The organism is Acinetobacter sp. 5862, from assembly GCF_024494585.1.
In the GTDB taxonomy this organism is placed as follows: domain Bacteria; phylum Pseudomonadota; class Gammaproteobacteria; order Pseudomonadales; family Moraxellaceae; genus Acinetobacter.
Genome location: NZ_JANHGP010000047.1, coordinates 1 through 22533, shown reverse-complemented (window position 1 = coordinate 22533; position 22533 = coordinate 1). Strand labels below are relative to the sequence as shown.

General features: G+C 38.0%; 20 protein-coding genes and 1 pseudogene. 19 read left to right on the top strand and 2 right to left on the bottom strand.

Annotated features, from left to right (window positions below; genetic code table 11):
* The first annotated feature begins 3 nt into the window (after positions 1-3).
* The 4 genes from NO346_RS08170 to NO346_RS08155 all read left to right on the top strand — a co-directional run bounded on the left by NO346_RS08170 (position 4) and on the right by NO346_RS08155 (position 4376).
* Positions 4-2028, top strand: coding sequence for an NADPH-dependent 2,4-dienoyl-CoA reductase (locus tag NO346_RS08170; protein WP_256414854.1), 2025 nt, complete (start codon positions 4-6; stop codon positions 2026-2028).
* 73 nt (positions 2029-2101) lie between these two features.
* Complete coding sequence (locus NO346_RS08165) at positions 2102-2518, top strand: nuclear transport factor 2 family protein (protein WP_256414853.1); 417 nt, start codon at positions 2102-2104, stop codon at positions 2516-2518.
* A 30-nt stretch (positions 2519-2548) separates the two neighbouring features.
* Positions 2549-3268, top strand: a complete 720-nt coding sequence (locus NO346_RS08160; protein ID WP_256414852.1) for an SGNH/GDSL hydrolase family protein — start codon at positions 2549-2551, stop codon at positions 3266-3268.
* A 19-nt stretch (positions 3269-3287) separates the two neighbouring features.
* A complete protein-coding gene (locus NO346_RS08155; RefSeq protein ID WP_256414851.1) occupies positions 3288-4376 on the top strand; it encodes a YheT family hydrolase in 1089 nt (362 codons plus the stop codon).
* 70 nt (positions 4377-4446) lie between these two features.
* Here NO346_RS08155 and NO346_RS08150 read toward each other — a convergent pair whose 3' ends face one another.
* Positions 4447-4893 carry a hypothetical protein gene (locus NO346_RS08150; protein ID WP_005160086.1) on the bottom strand — a complete coding sequence of 149 codons (447 nt, stop codon included), beginning with the start codon at positions 4891-4893 and terminating at the stop codon, positions 4447-4449.
* 371 nt (positions 4894-5264) lie between these two features.
* On the opposite strand from NO346_RS08150, the gene NO346_RS08145 reads away from it, so the two are divergent.
* The 11 genes from NO346_RS08145 (at position 5265) to NO346_RS08095 (ending at position 14551) form a co-directional block, all read left to right on the top strand.
* Positions 5265-6902: a CTP synthase gene (locus NO346_RS08145; protein WP_256414850.1), complete on the top strand. Its 1638-nt coding sequence runs from the start codon at positions 5265-5267 to the stop codon at positions 6900-6902.
* 32 nt (positions 6903-6934) lie between these two features.
* The gene (gene kdsA / locus NO346_RS08140) at positions 6935-7792 is read left to right on the top strand and encodes a 3-deoxy-8-phosphooctulonate synthase (RefSeq protein ID WP_256414849.1); all 858 of its coding nucleotides are present in this window, start codon (positions 6935-6937) and stop codon (positions 7790-7792) included.
* Positions 7793-7836: 44 nt separating this feature from the next.
* Positions 7837-9126 carry a phosphopyruvate hydratase gene (gene eno / locus NO346_RS08135; RefSeq protein WP_005160092.1) on the top strand — a complete coding sequence of 430 codons (1290 nt, stop codon included), beginning with the start codon at positions 7837-7839 and terminating at the stop codon, positions 9124-9126.
* Between the two features lie 126 nt (positions 9127-9252).
* Positions 9253-9624, top strand: coding sequence for a cell division protein FtsB (gene ftsB, locus NO346_RS08130; protein WP_256414848.1), 372 nt, complete (start codon positions 9253-9255; stop codon positions 9622-9624).
* On the top strand, positions 9608-10312 hold the full coding sequence (gene ispD / locus NO346_RS08125; RefSeq protein ID WP_256414847.1) for a 2-C-methyl-D-erythritol 4-phosphate cytidylyltransferase: 705 nt from the start codon (positions 9608-9610) through the stop codon (positions 10310-10312). The genes ftsB and ispD overlap by 17 nt, the downstream gene beginning before the upstream one ends.
* 118 nt (positions 10313-10430) lie before the next feature.
* Positions 10431-10904 (top strand): DUF6438 domain-containing protein, encoded by a 474-nt coding sequence (locus NO346_RS08120; protein ID WP_256414846.1) that lies wholly within the window; start codon positions 10431-10433, stop codon positions 10902-10904.
* A 569-nt stretch (positions 10905-11473) separates the two neighbouring features.
* The gene (locus NO346_RS08115; RefSeq protein WP_256414845.1) at positions 11474-11893 is read left to right on the top strand and encodes a YeeE/YedE family protein; all 420 of its coding nucleotides are present in this window, start codon (positions 11474-11476) and stop codon (positions 11891-11893) included.
* A complete protein-coding gene (locus NO346_RS08110) occupies positions 11890-12300 on the top strand; it encodes a DUF6691 family protein (protein ID WP_004911272.1) in 411 nt (136 codons plus the stop codon). The genes NO346_RS08115 and NO346_RS08110 overlap by 4 nt, the downstream gene beginning before the upstream one ends.
* A gap of 14 nt (positions 12301-12314) precedes the next feature.
* Complete coding sequence (locus NO346_RS08105) at positions 12315-13187, top strand: MBL fold metallo-hydrolase (protein ID WP_256414844.1); 873 nt, start codon at positions 12315-12317, stop codon at positions 13185-13187.
* Between the two features lie 130 nt (positions 13188-13317).
* Entirely contained in the window at positions 13318-13908 is a 591-nt protein-coding gene (locus NO346_RS08100; protein WP_256414859.1) for a uracil-DNA glycosylase family protein, read from the top strand.
* 19 nt (positions 13909-13927) lie between these two features.
* On the top strand, positions 13928-14551 hold the full coding sequence (locus tag NO346_RS08095) for a bifunctional 2-polyprenyl-6-hydroxyphenol methylase/3-demethylubiquinol 3-O-methyltransferase UbiG (protein WP_194597721.1): 624 nt from the start codon (positions 13928-13930) through the stop codon (positions 14549-14551).
* Here NO346_RS08095 and NO346_RS08090 read toward each other — a convergent pair.
* Complete coding sequence (locus tag NO346_RS08090; RefSeq protein ID WP_194597720.1) at positions 14543-15031, bottom strand: pyridoxamine 5'-phosphate oxidase family protein; 489 nt, start codon at positions 15029-15031, stop codon at positions 14543-14545. The two genes, NO346_RS08095 and NO346_RS08090, sit on opposite strands and share 9 nt — an antisense overlap.
* Before the next feature lie 204 nt (positions 15032-15235).
* Between NO346_RS08090 and NO346_RS08085 the strand changes: the two are divergent.
* The 4 genes and pseudogenes from NO346_RS08085 to NO346_RS08070 all read left to right on the top strand — a co-directional run.
* Positions 15236-15582: pseudogene (locus NO346_RS08085) on the top strand (zinc-binding dehydrogenase); the annotation flags it as partial.
* Between the two features lie 412 nt (positions 15583-15994).
* The gene (gene atzF / locus NO346_RS08080; RefSeq protein ID WP_256414843.1) at positions 15995-17821 is read left to right on the top strand and encodes an allophanate hydrolase; all 1827 of its coding nucleotides are present in this window, start codon (positions 15995-15997) and stop codon (positions 17819-17821) included.
* Positions 17822-17836: 15 nt separating this feature from the next.
* Positions 17837-21442: an urea carboxylase gene (gene uca / locus NO346_RS08075; protein WP_256414842.1), complete on the top strand. Its 3606-nt coding sequence runs from the start codon at positions 17837-17839 to the stop codon at positions 21440-21442.
* An 11-nt stretch (positions 21443-21453) separates the two neighbouring features.
* Positions 21454-22149, top strand: coding sequence for a GntR family transcriptional regulator (locus NO346_RS08070; protein ID WP_256414841.1), 696 nt, complete (start codon positions 21454-21456; stop codon positions 22147-22149).
* Positions 22150-22533 lie beyond the last annotated feature (384 nt).

Below are 22533 nucleotides of genomic sequence, written 5' to 3'. Positions count from 1 at the left end.
AACATGTCAGCTTATCCACATTTATTACAACCACTTGACTTGGGCTTTACCACATTAAAGAACCGTGTGCTTATGGGTTCTATGCATATTGGTTTAGAGGAAGCGCCTCAAGGCTATGAACGTATGGCTGCATTTTATGCAGAACGTGCCAAAGGTGGTGTAAGTCTGATTGTAACTGGCGGTGTTTCTCCAAATGATGATGGTGTTGTGTTTGCGCATGGTACAAAATTAGATACCATCGAAGAAGCAGAAAAACATAAAGTGATTACCCAAGCTGTGCATGAGGCTGGTGGAAAAATCGCAATGCAAATTTTGCATACAGGGCGCTATTCTTATCAAGCAAATAATGTTGCGCCATCAGCGATTCAAGCACCAATCAATCCGATTAAACCAAAAGCATTAAGTTCAGCAGAAGTTCAGCAAACGATTGATGATTTTGCAAACTGTGCCAAGCTTGCACAATATGCAGGTTATGATGGCGTTGAAATCATGGGCTCAGAGGGCTATCTGATCAATGAATTCATTGCTGCTCGTACCAATCACCGTGATGACGAATGGGGCGGTAGTTATGAAAATCGTATCCGCTTTCCTATTGAAATCGTTAAACGTACTCGTGACTTAGTTGGCGAAAACTTTATTATTATTTATCGTTTATCGATGCTTGATTTAGTCGAAGGTGGTTCAAGTTTAGAAGAAGTTGTACAACTTGCTAAAGAAATTGAAAAAGCAGGTGCAACCATTATCAATACAGGGATTGGTTGGCACGAAGCACGTATTCCAACGATTGCAACGAAAGTACCACGTGCTGCATTTACCTGGGTAACTGAAAAGCTAAAAGGCTCAGTTTCAATTCCGTTAATCACATCGAACCGTATCAACACACCTGAAATGGCTGAACATGTACTGGCTTCAGGTCATGCAGATATGATTTCGATGGCTCGCCCAATGTTGGCTGATCCAGATTTTGTATTGAAAGCGAGTGAAGGTCGTAGTGACGAAATCAATACCTGTATTGGTTGTAACCAAGCATGCTTAGATCATATTTTCTCGATGAAAATTGCTACATGCTTAGTCAATCCACGTGCATGTTATGAAACTGAGCTGATTTTTAAAGAAACAAATACAATAAAAAATATTGCAGTAATTGGCGCAGGTCCAGCGGGTCTAAGTTTTGCAACATATGCAGCGAGTCGTGGCCATAAAGTTAAAGTGTTTGATTCAAATAATCAGATTGGTGGTCAGTTTAATATTGCGAAAACCGTTCCTGGTAAAGAAGAATTTTACGAAACTTTACGCTATTTCAAACGTCAGATTGAGTTACAGCCGAATATTGAGCTGGTACTCAATCATACAGTGACTTATGAAGAACTCAGCCAAGCGAATTATGATGAGATTGTTGTTGCAACAGGGGTAACACCGCGTCAATTACAATTTGAAGGTATTGATCATCCAAAAGTATTGAGCTACATCCAAGTATTAAAAGAGCGTGTTCCAGTCGGTAAGCGTGTTGCGATTATTGGTGCTGGTGGTATTGGTTTTGATACAGCGGAATATTTAACCCATGAAGGTGATAGCGGTAGTTTGAACCCTGAAAAATTCTATGCGGAGTGGGGTATTGATACGAGCTATGCCCATGTAGGTGGTTTAAAGCAACCTGAGCTAGAGAAATCTGAACGTGAGATTTACTTATTACAACGTAAAACAGCAGCTGTTGGTGCTGGATTAGGTAAAACGACTGGTTGGATTCATCGTACAGGCTTAAAACATCGCGATGTGAAAATGATTGCTGGTGCAAGTTACGACAAAGTGGATGATCAAGGACTACATATCACTGTTGATGGTCAAACTACTGTGCTTGACGTGGATAATGTTGTGATTTGTGCTGGTCAAGAATCGTATACAGCAATGTTCGATCAACTTAAAGCAGATGGTAAGAATGTTCACTTGATCGGTGGTGCGAAGGAAGCGGGTGAATTAGATGCTAAACGTGCGATTCGTCAAGGTGCAGAGTTAGCAGCAGTTCTATAAATAAAAGATGAGACATTCTCTATGTTAGGAGAATGTCTCAAACTTCATTAGCTTAGAATATAAGGAAATTACAATGACAATCGAAACAACTAAGCAAGCGTTAGAAAAATGGCATCAGATGATCAAAACAGGTGACCTTTCAAATTTAAATGAGTTATTAGCTGACGATGTGGTATTTCGTTCACCTGTTGCTTTTAAGCCTTATGAGGGAAAACATGTAGTTTTCTTCATTTTAACGAATGTGATTCAGGTGTTTGAAAACTTTACTTATCACCGTGAGTTCTACACTGAAGATGGTGAAAATGTCGTGTTGGAGTTCAGTGCTAATGTGAGTGGAAAATCGCTTAAAGGTATTGATATGGTTCGTTTTAATGCACAGGGAAAAATCATTGATTTTGAAGTCATGATTCGCCCGATGAGTGATTTGGCCGCATTGGCAGAAAAAATGGGTGCACGCTTCGCACAATATCAGCCAAACACATCTCAGTAAAATAGCCTAAGCAATATTGAGATTATTAATATGTGGTTAAAACTTTCAACTTTTGCATTATTACCTGTAGTTGTAATACAAGGTGTGAAGGTTCGTAAAAACACACCACGACTTTTAGAAGCGAGTGGTGACCGTGATGGTCTTATTGGACAAGGACAGCCACTTTCTTTACTTATTTTAGGTGATTCGGCAGCAGCTGGGGTTGGTGTTGAGACCCAGCAAGATGCTTTATCTGGTGCGATTATTTCAGAATTAAAAAGAGAATATTTGTTGGACTGGAAATTGCATGCAAAAACTGGTGATACAACAAAACAAGTTTATCAAGCGATCCAACAATTAGAACCCAAAAAATATGATGTAGTCGTCACTTCAGTTGGTGTCAATGATGTGACTAAATTAATTACTGCTAAAACTTGGATAAAACAACAAAAACAATTATTTACTCAAATACAAAATCATTTTCAGCCAAAATTGATTATTGTGTCTGGAGTCCCGCCAATGCAGCATTTTCCTGCATTACCCAATCCATTAGCATGGTTATTTGGACAATATGCAGAACAAATGAATCAAACATTAAAACAGTGGTTAGCCCCACAGCCACAATTTAGATTTATTGAATACGATATTAAAAATTTTCAGGCGATGAATTTATCTATGGCAAGTGATGGCTTTCATCCAAGTAAAGAAATCTATGCTATTTGGGGGCAACAGGTCGCGACATTGGTGCGACAAACATTTACTCGTGGTTAGATAGAGGTTTTTATTGAATATGGGTATATCTGCTTTAGATAAAATTAAAGTGTTAGGCTCTGAGCTGCTTGATTCTGTACTTGGTGCTGAGCAACCCAAAATGTACTATGACCCGAAAGGAAAAATAAAAGACGTTTTGGAAAAATTACCTCAGTTAAAGAAAAAGTATCGTCCAACACCTTGGCTTAGTAATACTCATGTACATCTTTTATATTTTGATATCATTAGAAAAAAAACAATTAAGCTTGAATATGATCGCATTGACCAACTCATCATGCAAGATGGTGGGGTTACTGCAGTTGCATGGTATAGCTATAATCTTCCGGCCGAAACGCCTACAATCGTAATTATGCATACGATTACAGGTACGCCAGAAAGTATGCGTGAACTTGTTAAAGACTTACATGCATATACGGGTTGGCGGATTGCACTTTGTTTACGCCGTGGACATGCAGGTTTACCTATGCCAGTACCTCGCATTTCTCTTTTTGGCTTGACTGACGATTTACGAGAGCAACTGAACCATATTCAAACTCTTTTTCCAAAATCAGATTTGTATGCAGTAGGTTCGTCAGCAGGAACAGGACTTTTAGTACGTTATCTTGGTGAGCAAGGTCTCGACACACCATTTAAAGCAGCTTTTGCAATGTGTCCTGGCTATAACACTGAAATTAGCTTTAAAAATGTACATCCTTTTTATAGCAAAATGATGACCAAAAAATTATTTAAGTATTTTATTCATCCTTATCAAAATACATGGAGTAATGTTTCTTCTCTTAAAAAAGTGCTCACCACGACCAGTTTGGAAGAATTTGAAAAAGAATATTTTGAAATGGCAGGCTTTCAGGATTATCAAAGTTATTGCCAAGCCATTAACCCGATTTATGTGTTTGATAATGTCAAGATTCCACTGATGATTTTAAATGCGGAAGATGATCCTGTATGTTCCATTAAAAACTTAGAACCTTATAAAGAAGTTATTCAGCAAATGGAAAATATTGTGGTGGTCACCACTAAAAAAGGAAGCCACTGTGGGTTTTACGAAAGTTTAGAAGTGAAATCGTGGGCATCACGACTGATGGCAGACTTTTTTAAACACTACTCCTAATTTCTAGACTATAAAAAAAGCCACGAGTCGCTTTACAACGACTCATGGCTTTTTTGAGAGGTTAAATAAATTAATTATTTAATGCAGGTGTTGCTGCCGCAATCGCTGCAGCAACCGCATCGTCTTCAGTTTGTGCTGGAGCAGGTTTGACGGCTTTAGGTTGTTCAACTTTTGCTGGTTTCTGCTCAGTTTGCGCAGGTTTTGGTTGTTCAGCTTGTGCCGTTGTTGTCTCTTCTGCTGTTTGAGCTGGGCGAGTTTCACGACGAATTTCTGTAGTTGTATTTGGCGTTTCTTCTCGACTCATCTCAATCACTGGAGCTGGCGTTGCTGGTTTATCTACGCTTTCCAAAGGCTGAAATTCTTGGTTTTGTTGTGGTTGAGATGCTGCTTGAGTCGTTTGTGTTTCAGAAGTTTGTTCTGATGGTTCTTCATTTTTTGGCTCTTCTTTTTTCACACAAGCAGTAAGTAATAGACCAGTTGCAAGTGCAGCACAGATTAAAAGTTTTTTATTCGCCATTGTTAAAGCTACATATTGAATGAAAGATGCCAATGATTATAGCAGTAAAATTAAATGAAAAAATCCCTAGGATTTATTGAGCTTGTTGATATTTTATAAATGCTTGCATCAGCGTATACGTTGAAATTGCAATATGGTCAAAATCTTCGAATGAATTTATTTCTGATCTAAAATTGTTTTTAAACATTAAACGTAATTTATGGATGAAATATCCACAAACCCCATAAATTTTTATCGAAAATGCTGATAGAATAGTCAGTTGTTTATAGTTCTTTGAATTGATGCGGTTTGACTTTGCTTTATAGGGGCAGAGTACAGTAAAATTGCCCAACATTGTAGGCCGATTTCGGCTCGATTGTACGAGAAACTCAATGACCCATTTTATTTTTGTCACTGGTGGTGTGGTTTCATCACTAGGTAAAGGTATTTCTGCTGCTTCTGTTGCCGCACTTTTGGAAGCTCGTGGCTTGAAAGTCACTATGGTAAAAATGGATCCATACATTAATGTCGATCCAGGTACCATGAGCCCATTTCAGCACGGTGAAGTTTTCGTCACAGAGGATGGTGCTGAAACTGACTTAGATTTGGGGTACTACGAACGTTTCCTGCGTCGTGCGAAAATGACCAAACTGAATAACTTTACCAGTGGTCGTGTCTATCAGGACGTTTTGAATAAAGAACGTCGTGGTGATTACTTAGGTGGTACGGTTCAAGTTATTCCACATATTACAGATAATATTAAAGAACGTGTACTTCGCGCAGGTGAAGGCTACGACGTTGCAATCGTTGAGATTGGTGGTACTGTTGGTGATATCGAATCACTTCCTTTTATGGAATCAGTACGTCAGTTGATGGTAGAGCTTGGTCATAAACGTACCATGTTGATGCACTTGACATTATTACCATATATCAAATCTGCTGCTGAACTTAAAACCAAGCCAACTCAACATTCAGTTAAAGAACTTCTTTCGATCGGTATTCAGCCAGATATCTTAATCTGCCGTACTGAATATGATGTTGATGTTGATACTAAACGTAAAATTGCATTGTTCACCAATGTTGAAGCGCGTGCCGTTGTCGTCTGTAAAGATGCAAAAACAATTTATCAAATTCCACGTACATTTTACGAACAAAATGTTGACGATTTAATTTGTGAACGTTTTGGTTACAATGATCTTCCAGAAGCAAATCTTGAAGATTGGGATAATGTTGTAGAAGCATTATTGAACCCTGAATACACGGTTCGTGTTGCGATGGTTGGTAAATATGTTGAATTACCAGATGCTTATAAATCTGTAAATGAAGCACTTTTACATGCAGGTATTCAAAATCGCGTTAAAGTTCAGATTGACTATGTCAATGCTGAAGACCTTGAACAGCAAGATATGAGTATTTTGAGCACCGCTGATGCGATTTTAGTACCAGGTGGTTTCGGTGAGCGTGGTACTGAAGGCAAGATGAAAGCTATTCAATATGCACGTGAAAACAAGATTCCATTCCTAGGTATTTGTTTAGGTATGCAGTTGGCTGTGATTGAGTATGCACGCAATGTTGCAGGTATGCCTGAAGCGAGTTCAACTGAATTCAATCGCTCAACTAAGTATCCACTCATTGGTTTAATCACTGAATGGTTAGATGAACGTGGTGAATTACAACAACGCAGTCTTGAGTCGGATCTTGGCGGTACGATGCGTCTTGGTGCTCAAAAGTCAGAATTGGTTGAAGGTACTAAAACTCGCGAAGTTTATGGTAAAGCTGAAATTACTGAGCGTCATCGCCATCGTTATGAAATGAATGATCGTTTCATTCCTACGCTAGAAGAAGCTGGTATGAAAATTTCAGGTTATTCTTCTGTACAACATTTAGTTGAAACTGTAGAAATTCCTGAACATCCTTGGTTTATTGCTGTACAATTCCACCCAGAATTTACAAGTTCACCACGTGATGGACATCCATTATTTGCTGGTTTTATTGATGCTGCGAAAAAACAGCACCAACAAGGTAAATAATGCAGTTCTTTAAATAAACTGGGAAAGTTTAAATGTCACAATTAAAACCACAAGAAGTTGTACGTTTAGGCGATATACAAATGGCAAATCATTTGCCATTTGTATTATTTGGCGGAATGAACGTATTAGAATCAAAAGATTTAGCTTTTGAAATTGCTGAAACTTATATTGACATCTGCAAACGCTTAGATATTCCTTACGTGTTCAAAGCGAGCTTTGACAAAGCGAATCGTTCAAGTTTGAATTCTTTTCGCGGTCCCGGTTTAGAAAAAGGGATTGAATGGCTTGCCGACATTAAGAAACAATTTAATGTCCCTATCATTACTGATGTACATGAACCATATCAAGCAGCCCCAGTTGCAGAAGTTGCTGACATTATTCAATTACCTGCTTTTTTAAGTCGTCAAACTGATTTGGTTGAGGCGATGGCTAAGACTCAAGCTATTATCAATATTAAAAAAGCACAGTTCCTAGCTCCTCACGAAATGCGCCATATTTTGCATAAATGTCTTGAAGCTGGAAATGACAAACTAATTCTTTGTGAACGTGGCTCAGCATTCGGTTATAACAACTTAGTTGTTGATATGCTTGGTTTTGACATCATGAAAGAAATGAATGTCCCTGTGTTTTTTGATGTGACGCACTCATTGCAAACACCTGGTGGACGTGCTGATTCAGCTGGTGGCCGTCGTGCTCAAATTACGACGCTAGCACGTGCAGGCATGGCGACTGGTTTAGCGGGTCTGTTCTTGGAAGCACATCCAGAACCTGAAATCGCAAAATGTGATGGACCGTGTGCTTTGCGTTTATCTCAGCTTGAGCCATTCTTGGCGCAATTAAAAGAATTGGATACTTTAGTTAAAGGATTCAAAAAGTTAGATACCCATTGATGTAATTGTTTACATCTTATTTTTATTCAACAGAGGAATTGTTCATGAGCCAAATCGTTGACATCCGCGCACGTGAAATTTTGGACTCTCGTGGTAACCCAACCATCGAAGCAGACGTTATTTTAGAATCTGGGGTTGTGGGTCGTGCATGTGCACCATCTGGTGCTTCGACTGGTTCTCGTGAAGCTTTAGAACTTCGTGATGGCGACAAAGCACGCTATTTAGGTAAAGGTGTTAAAAATGCGGTTAATAACGTAAATACTTTAATCCGTGATGCTTTAGTGGGTAAATCAGTATTTGAACAAAAAGACATCGATAACACGATGATCGAGCTTGATGGTACTGAAAACAAAGAAAAACTAGGTGCTAACGCAACTCTAGCTGTTTCTTTGGCTGCTGCTCGCGCTGCTGCTACTGAAAAGAAAATTCCTCTTTTCCAATACATCGCAGACTTGCGTGGTCAAACAACTTTGAGCATGCCTGTACCAATGATGAACATCATTAATGGTGGTTCACATGCCGACAATAACGTTGATATTCAAGAGTTCATGATTGAGCCAGTTGGTTTCACTTCATTCTCTGAAGCATTACGTGCAGGTGCTGAAATCTTCCATTCCCTAAAATCAGTTTTAAACAAAAAAGGTTTAAACACTGCTGTAGGTGATGAAGGTGGTTTTGCTCCGAACTTGCGTTCAAATGAAGAAGCAATCACTGTTATTCTTGAAGCGATTGGTCAAACGGGTTACAAAGCGGGTTCTGACATTATGTTGGCACTTGACTGTGCATCTTCAGAATTTTACAAAAATGGTCAATATATTCTTGCAGGTGAAGGCAATAAAGCATTCACAAGCAACCAATTCTCTGATTATTTAGCTGGTCTTGTAAATCAATACCCAATCATCTCGATTGAAGATGGTCTTGATGAGTCTGATTGGGAAGGTTGGAGCTACTTAACATCAATCCTTGGTGACAAAATCCAATTGGTTGGCGACGATTTATTCGTAACTAATCCTAAGATTTTACAACGCGGCATTAATGAGAAAGTCGGTAACTCTATTCTGATCAAATATAACCAGATCGGTACGTTGACTGAAACTCTAGATGCAATCTATCTTGCGAAAGCGAATGGTTATAGCACTGTAATCTCACACCGTTCTGGTGAAACTGAAGATTCAACCATTGCTGACTTGGCAGTAGGTACAGCAGCAGGTCAAATCAAGACGGGTTCACTATGCCGTTCTGACCGCGTAGCGAAATATAACCAATTGCTTCGTATCGAAGAATTAACGAATGCAGCTTACCGCGGTAAAGCTGAATTCAAAGGTCTAAACTAAGGTCAATTTATCTATGTTGAATACTTCTGATCATCTTTCTTTACAAAAGACAGAAACTCTGCAAATTCATAATCATATACAATTTGCAGATGATCTTCCTTGTAAGAAGGATGTAGGGATTTTTTCATGCTAGATATGTTTCGATCGACCTCGAGTAAATTGATTCTGTTACTTGTCATCTTTTTGGTGGCAAGTTTACAGTATCAATTTTGGCTAGGTGAGGGAGGGTATTTCCCTCATCAAGCCTTGACTCAACAGATTAAGCAACAAGCAGAAGTAAATACGGAGCTTAAAGAGCGCAATCGTATTTTAGCAGCCGAAGTTTTCGACTTAAAAAATGGAACGGAAGCGATTGAAGAACATGCACGCTTAGATTTAGGTTTAATCAAGCCAAATGAAACTTTTGTGCAAATGAGTACCATCAGTACCCATTACAAACCAATTTATATCGATCCAAATGCAAAAGTAGATGCAGCAACCAATGAAAACCCAGACTAGACTATGGGCGGTTGTGCCAGCAGCAGGTTCAGGCAGTCGTTTTTCAAAAACTGAATTAAAACAATATCAATATATTGCTCAGCGTACAGTAATTGAGCATACGGTCAACAGGCTCAATACTTTGCAGTTAGCTGGATGTGTTATCGCTATTGGTGAGAGCGATAACTTTGCCCAGACATTAGCTTTTGAGCACTTAGATAGGCTTCACTTTTGTAAGGGGGGAGCTGAGCGTGTTCATTCAGTATTAAATGCTTTGATGTATTTATTAAATATTGCAGATGAAAATGATTGGGTTCTCGTACATGACGCAGCACGCCCTTGCGTTACAACAGATTGTCTCGAAAAATTGATAATTACTGCTATAGAGTCAGATCAGAGTTCCATTTTAGCTATACCTGTTCGAGATACATTAAAACAAGTAGTTGAAGACCATCAAATAGAGAAAACAGTGAGTCGTGATCTATTGTGGCAAGCTCAAACACCACAAGTGGCAAAGATAAGCATATTAAAAAATGCAATAGAGACAGCACTGAAAGATCAAATTGTAATTACTGATGAGGCAAGTGCACTTGAATATGTAAATGAACCCGTACAAGTTGTACAAGGTCGTTCAGATAATATCAAAATCACTTATCCAGATGATTTAGAACTCGCTCGTTTAATATTGCAATCACAAGCCATAAATTAATTTTTTATAAAAATAGCCTAAGCAAAATTGAAAATTTAATGATTGTAACACCAATATAAATGACAACTATTTCACTATTTGATAAATTTATTAACTAAACTTTACAACAGATTAACAAATGAAAAAATTATTACTTTCAGGTTTTTTTACATTGGCATTAGTTGGTTGTGCTTCAACACCTGAGCAATCTCAAAATGTAGCTCAAGAAACGATCCGTTATTCAACAAGCCCATATTTTGGTGCATGTCCAATTTATTCAGTTGAAGTTTCACCTAATGGAACAGTTCATTTCGAGGGCAAACAATACACTAAAGTAACGGGCACACGCGATCTTCAAGTAGATCCAGCTGTGTATAAGAAATTACAAAGTGAATTAAAAACGTATCGTCCAGAAACTGGTTCTAATGTAAAAACAACAGGTTGTGTGCAAACTGCAACAGATAAACCTAGTTCTTATTTTTGGTGGAAACAAGCAGATGGTACTACAACACGTTTGAGTCATTACACTGGTTGTATTTCACCTGCAAACGATGAATTAAACAAATTAATTGATAAGTTACCTACATTAATAGGAATTGAAGAACTGGTATAAGTGTTGTCTGATGACAAGAGCATACCGCTTGTAGAAATTTCTTAGATTGTAAAAAACTAGCTGTCGTATAACTGTATACGGCAGCTTAGATAGAAAACTATAGAGAATTAGTCTGTAAAAACCATATAAAATTAATAAATTAAAATTAGCTCAAACTTGAGAATCGCTAGATTAAAAACTTTATGTTTTAGTTAACAACCTAGCCATTATTTATGCTAATAATAGTTAAACTAGAAAAGACGATATCAAATTTTCTGAGCATTATTACTTAGTTTTTTAACTTTAGATAACACCAACTTGGCTCTAATGGTTGTTTAAATTAAAAGGACGAGGTTTTAAAGTGTAAAATAGAGCAGAGCGTTGAAGTTTTTTTCCAATGGTCAAAAAATATTTTTTGTTAAAAATTAAATGAGATAAATTATACAATTAAATCAAATGTTTAATTTAAAGCACATAGAAAATGCTTGAAAAAAGGTACAAAAAGATTTGTATAGTTTTTGAATAATTACTTCATTAAATATACAAAATAATATATTATAAAAACATATAGTGTTTTAAAGAGTAAAACAATGTCTAGCATTATTTTAGCTTTGATTGGCGGTGCTATCCTTGGAATTGCAGTAGTGGGCTATTTGTATGTAAATGGTCGTATTGCAGGGATTAGTGGCTTGCTTGCGCAGGTTTTACAACCTAAATCACTTTTGAATAATCTTGCATTTTGGTTCTTGTCTGGCTTATTCATCATTCCTTTCATTTACCAATTATTTGTTGAACCTGAGATTGTGATTAAATCCTCACCAATTGGATTAATCATTGCTGGAATCTTGGTAGGTTTTGGCACGCGATTAGGTTCGGGATGTACTAGTGGTCATGGTATCTGTGGTATGAGTCGCTTATCAGTGCGTTCGATCGTTGCAACGGTCACATTTATGCTAGCTGGAATCGTGACTGTATTCGTTATTCGCCATATTTTAGGAGTTGCGATATGAAAAATGTATTTGCGTTCATATTTGGCGGATTATTTGCACTAGGACTAATGGTCTCAGGTATGTCAAATCCTGAAAAAGTTTTAGGATTTTTAGACATTTTTGGTGAGTGGGATATTAGCCTAATGTTTGTGATGATTGGGGCTATTGCGATTGCCATCATTCCATTCCAAAAAGCGATCCGAAATCCAAAAACATTATTCGGTGAAGTAATTTCATTACCCACTAATAAGCAGATCGATAAAAAATTGATCGTTGGTTCGATGCTGTTCGGTATAGGTTGGGGGATAGCTGGTGTATGTCCTGCACCTGCAATTACTCTGATCGGGTTAGGCTATGCTGAAGCATGGTATTTTATCGGAGCAATGTTCCTCGGTATCTTTATTCATCGCATATGGGCAGAACGATAAGTAGGAGAGATTAGATGCAACATCCTCAAGTCAAAGCATTTTTTGATGAAAATACAAATACATTTAGTTATGTGGTGACTGACCCAGAAACTAGAGTATGTGCCGTAATTGACAGTGTTTTAGATTATGATGCTGCATCTGCTACTACATCAACTCATAGTGCAGATCAAATTATTGATTTCGTAAAGACTCATCAGTTAAAGGTTGAGTGGATACTAGAAACACATGTCCACGCAGATCATTTAACCGCATCTCAGTATCTCAAAGAACATTTGGGTGGCAAGATTGCGATGAGTGAAAAGATCGGTATTGTGCAAGAGACCTTTAGCTCAATATACAATCTTGATGTGAAGATGTTTAATTCACACCAAACTTTTGATTATCTCTTTAAAGATGATGAGCATTTTAAGATTGGTCATCTAGATGCTTACAATATTCCAACGCCTGGACACACGCCAGCGTGCTTGAGTTATGTCATTGGTGATTCTGTCTTTGTTGGTGATACTTTATTCATGCCAGATTATGGTACGGCGAGATGTGATTTTCCTAAAGGAAGTGCGGATATACTTTTTGATTCTGTTCAAAAGTTATATGAACTACCCGATGATACGCGTGTTTATCTATGCCATGATTATAAGCCTGAAGGTAGAAATGAGTATTTCTATGAGACAACAATTGCCGCACAGAAACAAAGTAATATTCATTTGAAATCTGATACCGATCGACAAGATTTTGTAAAGATGCGTCAGAAACGTGATGCGACTTTGGCGATGCCTAAGTTGATTCTGCCATCTATACAAATCAATATGGATGCAGGTCGTTTTCCAGAACCAGAAAGTAATGGTGTGCGGTATTTAAAGTTACCATTCAATTTTTTTAAACGCTGATTAAAAAACTGATAAAAAAGGAAGATACACGTTATCTTCTTTTTTTATTTTCTATTAGAAATGTGAAAGCTATTTTGATACAGAATAATTGATTAAACTGTTTTAAATTTTTTCATGTTGTTAGATGTTAATGACTGTTTTAGAAATTGAAACACATCCACTGAAGCCATTCTTACCATATAATGCTAAGTTGCTAATGTTGGGAAGTTTTCCTCCTCCTCAAAACAGATGGAAGATGAATTTTTACTATCCAAATTATCAAAATGACATGTGGCGAATATTCGGATTAATATTTTTCAAAGATAAAAACTATTTCCTTGATTTATCAAATAAAAACTTTAAAGAACAAAAAATTCGTGAATTTTTGATAGAAATTGGTGTAGGAATATTCGATACCGCATTTCAAATTAAAAGATTACAAGGTAATGCATCTGATAAATTTCTAGAAATAGTCACGCCTACAGATTTGTCAGAATTACTCATCCAAATTCCTGCATGTCACACCATTATGACGACTGGTGATAAAGCGACAGATACACTGATGCAGCATTTTCCTGAGAACCCCATTAAACCGATGATTGGACAATCTGTGCAAGTAAACTATATGGAGCGAGAGTTAAGTTTATATCGTTTACCTTCATCGTCACGTGCTTATCCTTTAGCTCTAGATAAGAAGACAGAAGCATACAAGCTATTTTTTGAAGAAATTGGCTTGGTTTAGTTAAATACAGAGAATCATAATGAAAGATGTTGAAAGTCTAATTGATCTGCGAAACTACGCTGATGCATTTGAATGGCAAGAAACAGCGAATGTTAAGCGTCCGTGGAGAAAGGATTTCTTTGATTATTATGCCAATCTGATTAAGACGCATGCTTCTGATCAAGGTTATATTCTGGAGTTGGGAGCAGGGCCAGGATTTTTAGCGCAACATTTATTGTCGCAATTGCCCAATATTCAATATACCGCTTTCGATTTTTCTGAGGCTATGCATCAGCTTGCTCAACAGAAGTTAACTCCCTCTGAACGAGCAAGAGCGAATTATCTCATTGGAAACTTTAAAGAGCCTGAGTGGCAAAATGCTGTAAATCAAAAATATGACTTTATTATCATTCATCAGGCATTGCATGAGCTTCGACATAAAAAATATGCTGCCGATTTTCATAAAAAAGTAACAACCTTATTAGAACCTCAAGGTTGTTACTTGGTTTGTGATCATCTATATGCACCTCATGCCATGCAAAATGACCAGCTTTATATGAACAAACAGGAGCATATCGATGCTTTAAAAGCGGCAGCTTTTGAAAATATCAAGATGCCTTTAGAGATTGAGGGGCTGTGCCTGTTTGAAATGCGTTTAGATTAGATTTTCCATCATTCTTGGGTATTTGATCCATCTAAAATCATTGATCTTGATGTCACGGACATGAGTAAATTCAGACCAGATCAGTTGACTGCCTTTTGTCCATTGCAGTGGTTTCACTCGTTGTTCCACTGCAAGTTTCTCTGGTTCAGTTGCTGGACGTAAATCTCCAATTTCCACATATAAACGAACGCCAGGATAATCACTAAAATTTCCCTGAATCAGTGAAATTAGCCAGAACAGCTTTCCGCTATTAACAGACTGAATACAGGCTTTGGAATTTTGGCTAAGATTTTCACCCAATCTTTCTGTAAATGTATCAAAGAAATAAGCGGTTTGATTGTCATTTAAAAAGACAGTGCCGATAGGGGTAATATTGGGTTGCCCATACTGATCGACTGTTGCAATTGAAGCATGTATTGATGCTTTTTGTGCAAGTTTAAAAATCCGTTGAATATTTTTCCAGTCTTTTTCTAAAATCATGTGTTTATCCTTGTTATTGTTTCTCAAGGTAATTTAGCACATAAAAAGTAAGATAATATTGCTATTTAATTTTCAATAAATTGTCAATTCGGCAAATTCAATATGAGAGCATAGTTGATTTACATCATCCATTCCACTGGAAAATAAGAGACAAAATGCATGGTAAGACACTGAAATCTGGTACTTTCAGGGTCGTGATGATGTTGGGGTGTTGATCATTCTTTTGAATGTATTGGAAACACCAATGTCATGCGCTCAGCATTAGAATGCGCACATCGTGGTTGGGGACAATCTGTGATTATTGGTGTGGCTGGTGCAAGGCAAGAAATTTCAACTCGCCCATTCCAATTGGTGACAGGTCGAAATGGATTGGAACTGCTTTTGGTGGGGTAAAAGGGCGTTCACAATTACCTAAAATGGTTGAAGATGCAATGAAAGGTGAAATTCAACTTGCGCCATTTGTGACTCATACTATGTCGCTTGAAGACATTAATAAGGCTTTCGATTTAATGCATGAGAGTAAATCGATTCGTACCGTGATTCATTTTTAATTGTTAAAATCTGGATTTGATGATGCGTGTTGCATCATCAAAAGCTACATAATTAAGCATCTCAAAGCCACATATCAAAAAATACCTAAAATATAGAGCTCTAACGATCAAGATTTTTCTTCTGCTCAAAGCTAAGCTGACAATGATCAAATTCATAGCTTTCATTTCTCAAATTGCAAAATTCAAGAAAAACTTTGCTCTAAAACTAAGCTTAAGCCCTTAAATAAAATCGCATCTTGCTGAATTGTGGCGCAAGCGCATTAAAACAAAGCCTTTTTAGCACCATTAGTTAATCTACAAGTTTAAAATTTCATGGTGAATAAGGTAATTGATTGAATTTTATGTAAAAAATAAACTGGCACACTTTCTGCATTTATTTATCCAAACTTGTATACAAGATGGGATTCATAAAATGCATGAGATAAAAACTTTAGGTTGGACAATTTCAGAGTGGCAAACAGCTTATTCAAAAAATGAAATCCAACTTGATACTTTAAAAGATTTAGTTGCATCAATTGATCCTCAAGATAATGCGTGGATTTCAATTGCGACCGTAGAACAGATTGAACAGCAAATTCAATTTCTCAATGAATTAACTAAAGAAGCTGAGAGTTTAGCAAAACAATTTCCACTCTACGGCGTTCCGTTTGCAGTTAAAGATAATATTGATGTTGCAGGGTTTGTAACTACCGCAGCTTGTAAGGCATTTAATACATTTGCAGTACAAGATGCCGAAACAGTGCGTTTGTTGAAGCAAGCGGGTGCAATCGTAGTTGGTAAAACTAATCTTGATCAGTTTGCAACAGGTTTAGTAGGAACTCGCTCTCCATATGGTGCTGTTGCAAATACATTTAACTCTAAATATGTCAGTGGCGGCTCAAGTTCTGGTTCAGCAAGTGTGGTTGCCCGTGGATGTGTCCCATTTGCATTAGGCACAGACACCGCAGGTTCTGGTCGAGTGCCAGCGGCATTTAATAATATTGTTGGGCTAAAACCAACCAAAGGGCGGTTTTCAAATCGTGGTTTATTGCCTGCTTGTAAAAGTCTAGATTGTATTTCGATCTTTGCCTTGACTGTTGCAGATGCAGACTTGGTTGCAAATATTTTAGAAGCATATGATCCGTTGGATAGTTATTCACGTAAGCATCCAAAGAATGTTCCAGTGCATTTCTCTAGCAAATTAAAATTTGCCATTCCAGAAAAACTAAATTTCTTTGGGGATGAGCAATCAGAAAAAGCATTTCAGCAAACAATTCAATTGCTTGAATCATTAAATGCTGAAATTACTAGAATTGATTTTTCAGATTTTGAGCAACTGGCGGTGCAACTATATCAAGGTTCATGGGTGGCAGAGCGTACCGCAGCTGTTGAAAATTTACTCAACAGCAATACTGAGGATTTTGATCCAACGGTATTAGAAATTATTAAAAACGGTGAAAAATACTCAGCGGTGGATGCCTACAATGCAGAATATTTAAAACAAGATTTAACTCGAAAAATCCAACAAAGACTGGCTGACTTTGATGCCTTAATTGTTCCAACCGCACCTACAATTTATACCATTGAGCAGCTTCAACAAAATCCGATTGAATATAACGCTCATTTAGGAACATATACCAATTTTACCAATTTAGCCGATCTGAGTGCTTTAGCATTACCAGCAGGATTTAGGGCTGACCATTTACCATTTGGGGTCACTCTAATTGCACCAGCTTGGCATGATGCAGCATTAGTTCATTTTGGCAAAGCTTGGCAAAACTATCTTGCACTGAAATTAGGTGCATTGGATAAAGCTCTACCTTTAAGTTCTGCTACACCTATTTCGCAGCATCATATTCGCGTTGCAGTCGTCGGTGCTCATTTGACAGGTATGCCATTAAATTTCCAACTCACCACCCGTGATGCCGTACATATCGAAACCACTAAAACCTCAAAACATTATGCGCTGTATGCCTTAAACGGCACGATTCCGCCTAAACCAGGCTTAGCACGTCAAGAAGATGGTCAAAGCATTATCGTTGAACTTTGGGATGTTCCAACTGCTCGATTTGGTGAATTTGTTGCAGAAATTCCAACACCTTTAGGAATGGGCAATGTCGAATTAGAAGATGGGCGCTGGGTGAAAGGTTTTATCTGTGAGCCTTATGGCATAGATGATGCAGAGAATATTAGTCATTTTGGTGGATGGAGAGCTTATATCCAGCATCGTAACAGCCAAGCAGCAAACACAGCGAATTAATTTGGGGAAATCATCATGTTTAAAACTGTACTTATTGCAAACCGCGGTGAAATTGCTGTTCGAGCGATTCGCACACTTAAAAAATTAGGTGTAACCAGTGTTGCTGTGTATTCGGATAGTGATCGTTATGCGCAACATGTTGAAGATGCTGATATTGCAATTGCATTAGACGGTTTAAAGCCTGCCGATACTTATTTGAGTATCGAAAAATTAATTCAGGCAGCTAAACAAACTGGTGCTGAGGCAATCTTTCCTGGTTATGGCTTTCTGTCTGAAAGTGCTGATTTTTCTCGCGCTTGTGAAGAAAATAATATTGCCTTTATGGGACCAACAGCAGAGCAAATTTTAGAATTTGGTTTAAAACATCGTGCCCGTGAATTGGCGGCTGCGGCAAATGTACCAATGACTCCGGGAACAGGATTGTTAGATAGTTTAGAAGAGGCAATGACTGCCGCAGATCGAATTGGTTATCCAATCATGTTAAAGAGTACCGCTGGTGGTGGTGGTATTGGTTTGACCCGTTGTGATACGCCACAAGCCTTGACCGATGCTTATGAAAGTGTCAAACGCTTGGGAGAACAATTCTTTAAGGATGCAGGCGTATTTATTGAATGCTTTATTGATAAAGCGCGTCATGTTGAAGTGCAAATTTTTGGTGATGGAAAAGGGCAAGTCGTTGCATTTGGTGAGCGTGATTGCTCTTTGCAACGTCGTAACCAAAAAGTAGTAGAGGAAACGCCCGCGGCAAATTTACCTGAAGCGACACGTAAAAAACTACATCAAGCAGCGATAGAACTCGGGAAATCCGTTAATTATCGTAGTGCAGGAACAGTGGAGTTTATTTACGATGCCAATCGAGATGAGTTTTATTTTCTTGAAGTGAATACGCGTTTACAGGTTGAACATCCAGTCACTGAAATGGTGACAGGTCTAGACTTGATTGAATGCATGCTCAAAGTGGCTGCTGGTGATGAACTTGATTGGGCATATCTCAGCAATATTCAGCCTAAAGGTGCAGCGATTGAAGTCCGAGTTTATGCCGAAGATCCTATAAAAAATTTCCAACCAAGTCCCGGCGTGTTGACTGAAGTCGCCTTTCCAGAGGGTACACGTGTTGATACTTGGGTTAAAACAGGCACAGAGATTTCTCAATACTTCGACCCAATGATTGCCAAGATTATTGTGCATGCTGATGATCGTGCTAGTGCCATTGAAAAATTAAAAACCGTTTTGGCGGAAACACGCTTGAATGGTATTAGCACCAATCTGGATTATGCCCGTGCGATTATTTCCGATCGGCGTTTTGATGATATGCAAATCTGGACAAGAATGTTGGATGATTTCAACTACACGCCAAACGTAATTGAAGTGATTCAAGCAGGAACGTTGAGTTCAATTCAAGATTATCCGGGTCGTACGGGCTATTGGGATATAGGTGTACCGCCATCAGGTCCTATGGATGATTATGCTTTCCAGTTGTCGAATCGTATTGTCGGCAATGATGCCAAAGCCGCAGGTTTTGAGTTTACCCTTGTTGGGCCAACACTTAAATTCCATGCAGATGCAACCATTGCTTTGGGAGGTGCAAGCTGTACTGCTTTGTTAGATGATCAGGAAATTGATTTTTGGAGACCTGTTGCAGTCAAAGCAGGACAAATTCTAAAAATCGGTCAAGTTGAATCAGGTTGCCGTACTTATCTAGCCGTGCGTAATGGTTTGGATGTTCCTGTTTATTTGGGCAGTCGTTCTACCTTTGCACTTGGTAATTTTGGTGGTCATGCAGGGCGTACCTTGCGTGTCGGCGATATGATTAAAATGGTTGATCCAACATTTGCGAGCACAGAGTTGCCACTTGCTCATGATGAACCTCAAGCATTGTCGGCTGAATTGATTCCTGAATATAGTAATGAATGGGAAATTGCGGTGTTATATGGCCCGCACGGCGCACCAGATTTCTTTAAACCTGAATATGTAGAAGAGTTTTTTGCATCAGAGTGGACAGTTCACTTTAACTCAAATCGTTTAGGTGTTCGTTTATCAGGACCAACACCAAGCTGGGCACGAGAAAATGGTGGTGAAGCAGGTTTACATCCATCAAATGTCCATGACTGTGAATATGCGATCGGTGCAATTAACTTCACAGGCGATTTCCCTGTGATTCTGGCAAAAGATGGTCCAAGTTTAGGGGGGTTCGTTTGTCCTGTGACGATTGCCAAAGCCGAACTTTGGAAAGTGGGACAACTTAAAGCCGATGATAAAATTCGTTTCTATCCGATTAGTGTTGAACAAGCCAATGAACTTGAACGTCAGCAAATTGAAAATATCCAAAACTTTGCGGAAGCAAGCAAAATTGTAGAAACAATTGAGCCAATTCAAGAGGTTGTCAGTACGATTTTGGCACAACGTGAACCAACTGAATTATCGCCAAAAACAGTGTATCGTCAAGCAGGTGATAGTTATATTCTCTTAGAATACGGCGAAAATGTTTTAGATTTGGCTTTACGTTTACGAGTGCATCAACTGATTCAAATGATTCGTGATGCAAAAATTGCAGGCGTATTAGAACTTTCACCGGGTGTTCGTTCACTACAGATTAAATACGACGGCTTAGTCATTCCACAATCACAATTGATTGCCCAATTACTTCAACTCGAAGAAGAGATGGGTGATTTGAGCCAATTAAAAATCCCATCTCGGATCGTACATTTGCCGATGGCATTTGAAGATAGTGCCACTTTAGGCGCAGTTGAACGCTATCAAGAAAGTGTTTGCTCTAAAGCACCATGGTTGCCAAATAACGTTGACTTTATCCAACGCATTAATGGCTTAGCAGATCGAAATGAAGTCAAAGATATTATTTTTGATGCAAACTATTTAATTCTCGGCTTGGGTGATGTGTATTTAACTGCACCTTGTGCTGTGCCGATTGATCCACGCCATCGTTTACTCAGTTCAAAATATAATCCAGCACGTACCTTTACCGCAGAGGGAACAGTCGGTATTGGTGGTATGTACATGTGTATTTACGGCATGGATTCACCAGGCGGCTATCAATTGATTGGGCGTACTTTGCCAATTTGGAACAAGTTTAAGAAAAACAAACAATTTGGTGATAAGCAATGGTTCTTACAATTCTTTGATCAAATCAAATATTTTGAAGTGACTGAAGAAGAATTGAATCAATGGCGTGCTGACTTTGAAAATGGTCGTGCTGAGATCAAGATTGAAGAAACAGAGTTCGATTATGCAGATTATGTACAATTCTTAGATGATGAAGCTGAAAGTATTGCCGAGTTTAAAGCTAAGCAACAACAAGCATTCACAACTGAAGTGGATCGCTGGAAAGAGGAGTTTGCAGCTCAACCTGAAGAACAGATTCAAGAAAATAACCATGCTGATTACAGTCATTTAGCATCATTAAATGCATCGATGACAGGTAATATCTGGAAAATTTTTGTTGAACATGGTCAAGAGGTTAAAAAAGGTGAAACTGTTGCTATTATTGAAGCAATGAAAATGGAACTTCCTGTCTATGCAGAAGAAGATGGCATTGTAAAAGCCATTATTTGTAGAGCAGGGCAAACCGTACATAGTGGTGAACCATTGGTTTATATGGAATAAGGCAAGGTTGCATGAAAGAAACCAAAATAAAAACAACAAAAAGCTCAGACAATTTGTCTGAGTTGGTTTACCAACGTATCAAGAATGATATCTTTGATTTCAAACTGATGCCGGGTGAACGTTTCACTGAATCTGAAGTTGCAAAAGCTTATGATGTAAGTCGCACCCCAATCCGACAAGCGCTATATCGTTTGCAACAAGAGGGTTATGTTGATGTGAGTTTTCGTAGCGGTTGGCAAATCCGACCGCTCAATTTTCGTTATTATGAAGAACTTTATGATGTGCGGATCGTATTAGAAAAAGATTCCATTCGTAAACTTTGCCAGATTGATCATCAAAACTCAGTTGAATTATCTGTTTTAAAAGATTTATGGCTGCTTGAACCTCATCAATATCTAAAAGAAATTAAACAACTCTCACAACAAGATGAAGATTTTCATTGCGCTTTGGTTCGCGCCTCTGGCAATAATGAAATGGCAAGGATTCATCGTGACTTGAGCGAGCGAATCCGTATTATTCGTCGTTTAGACTTCTCTAAAGATTATCGTGTTGAAGCGACTTATCAGGAGCATCAGAAAATATTGGGTTATATTTTTAATCGTAAAGTAGATGAAGCCATTCAGGCGATTGAAGCACATATTATGCAAAGTCGTGATGAAGTGAAAAAAATTACTTTACAGATGTTGGATTCGAGTCAGTTTTATTAGGTTTTAAATAATAACCTTCCATAAGAGTCGTTAGATTTTTATAAATATATTTTTGAATACTTTGGTAGGGACTGTTGTCGGCTATTTGATGAATTAAACATTTAACAGGTCAGCTGCGAGATGTTCTATAACTCAAAACGCAGACATGGTTCCAATGGTCAGCGTTCTTCATTAGATTATGAAAAGGCCCATCAAAATATGGCTATGTGTGTCTAGAATTTTGGTGGCTATTCACTTGGAAGTAAGGCAGATTTAATTGTTCATAAATAGGCTAGAAAAACAGACAAAAGTTATCAATTACATAAAATATAGGACTTACGCACTATTATTTATAGATTCTCTGTGGTAGGAGATGATTTTTATCGAGAATAAAGTCATCAATGA

Coding starts and splice junctions, on each gene's coding strand:
- NO346_RS08170 (WP_256414854.1), top strand. CDS start 4: ATGTCAGCTTATCCACATTTATTACAACCACTTGACTTGGGCTTTACC.
- NO346_RS08165 (WP_256414853.1), top strand. CDS start 2,102: ATGACAATCGAAACAACTAAGCAAGCGTTAGAAAAATGGCATCAGATG.
- NO346_RS08160 (WP_256414852.1), top strand. CDS start 2,549: ATGTGGTTAAAACTTTCAACTTTTGCATTATTACCTGTAGTTGTAATA.
- NO346_RS08155 (WP_256414851.1), top strand. CDS start 3,288: ATGGGTATATCTGCTTTAGATAAAATTAAAGTGTTAGGCTCTGAGCTG.
- NO346_RS08150 (WP_005160086.1), bottom strand. CDS start 4,893: ATGGCGAATAAAAAACTTTTAATCTGTGCTGCACTTGCAACTGGTCTA.
- NO346_RS08145 (WP_256414850.1), top strand. CDS start 5,265: ATGACCCATTTTATTTTTGTCACTGGTGGTGTGGTTTCATCACTAGGT.
- kdsA (WP_256414849.1), top strand. CDS start 6,935: ATGTCACAATTAAAACCACAAGAAGTTGTACGTTTAGGCGATATACAA.
- eno (WP_005160092.1), top strand. CDS start 7,837: ATGAGCCAAATCGTTGACATCCGCGCACGTGAAATTTTGGACTCTCGT.
- ftsB (WP_256414848.1), top strand. CDS start 9,253: ATGCTAGATATGTTTCGATCGACCTCGAGTAAATTGATTCTGTTACTT.
- ispD (WP_256414847.1), top strand. CDS start 9,608: ATGAAAACCCAGACTAGACTATGGGCGGTTGTGCCAGCAGCAGGTTCA.
- NO346_RS08120 (WP_256414846.1), top strand. CDS start 10,431: ATGAAAAAATTATTACTTTCAGGTTTTTTTACATTGGCATTAGTTGGT.
- NO346_RS08115 (WP_256414845.1), top strand. CDS start 11,474: ATGTCTAGCATTATTTTAGCTTTGATTGGCGGTGCTATCCTTGGAATT.
- NO346_RS08110 (WP_004911272.1), top strand. CDS start 11,890: ATGAAAAATGTATTTGCGTTCATATTTGGCGGATTATTTGCACTAGGA.
- NO346_RS08105 (WP_256414844.1), top strand. CDS start 12,315: ATGCAACATCCTCAAGTCAAAGCATTTTTTGATGAAAATACAAATACA.
- NO346_RS08100 (WP_256414859.1), top strand. CDS start 13,318: ATGACTGTTTTAGAAATTGAAACACATCCACTGAAGCCATTCTTACCA.
- NO346_RS08095 (WP_194597721.1), top strand. CDS start 13,928: ATGAAAGATGTTGAAAGTCTAATTGATCTGCGAAACTACGCTGATGCA.
- NO346_RS08090 (WP_194597720.1), bottom strand. CDS start 15,031: ATGATTTTAGAAAAAGACTGGAAAAATATTCAACGGATTTTTAAACTT.
- atzF (WP_256414843.1), top strand. CDS start 15,995: ATGCATGAGATAAAAACTTTAGGTTGGACAATTTCAGAGTGGCAAACA.
- uca (WP_256414842.1), top strand. CDS start 17,837: ATGTTTAAAACTGTACTTATTGCAAACCGCGGTGAAATTGCTGTTCGA.
- NO346_RS08070 (WP_256414841.1), top strand. CDS start 21,454: ATGAAAGAAACCAAAATAAAAACAACAAAAAGCTCAGACAATTTGTCT.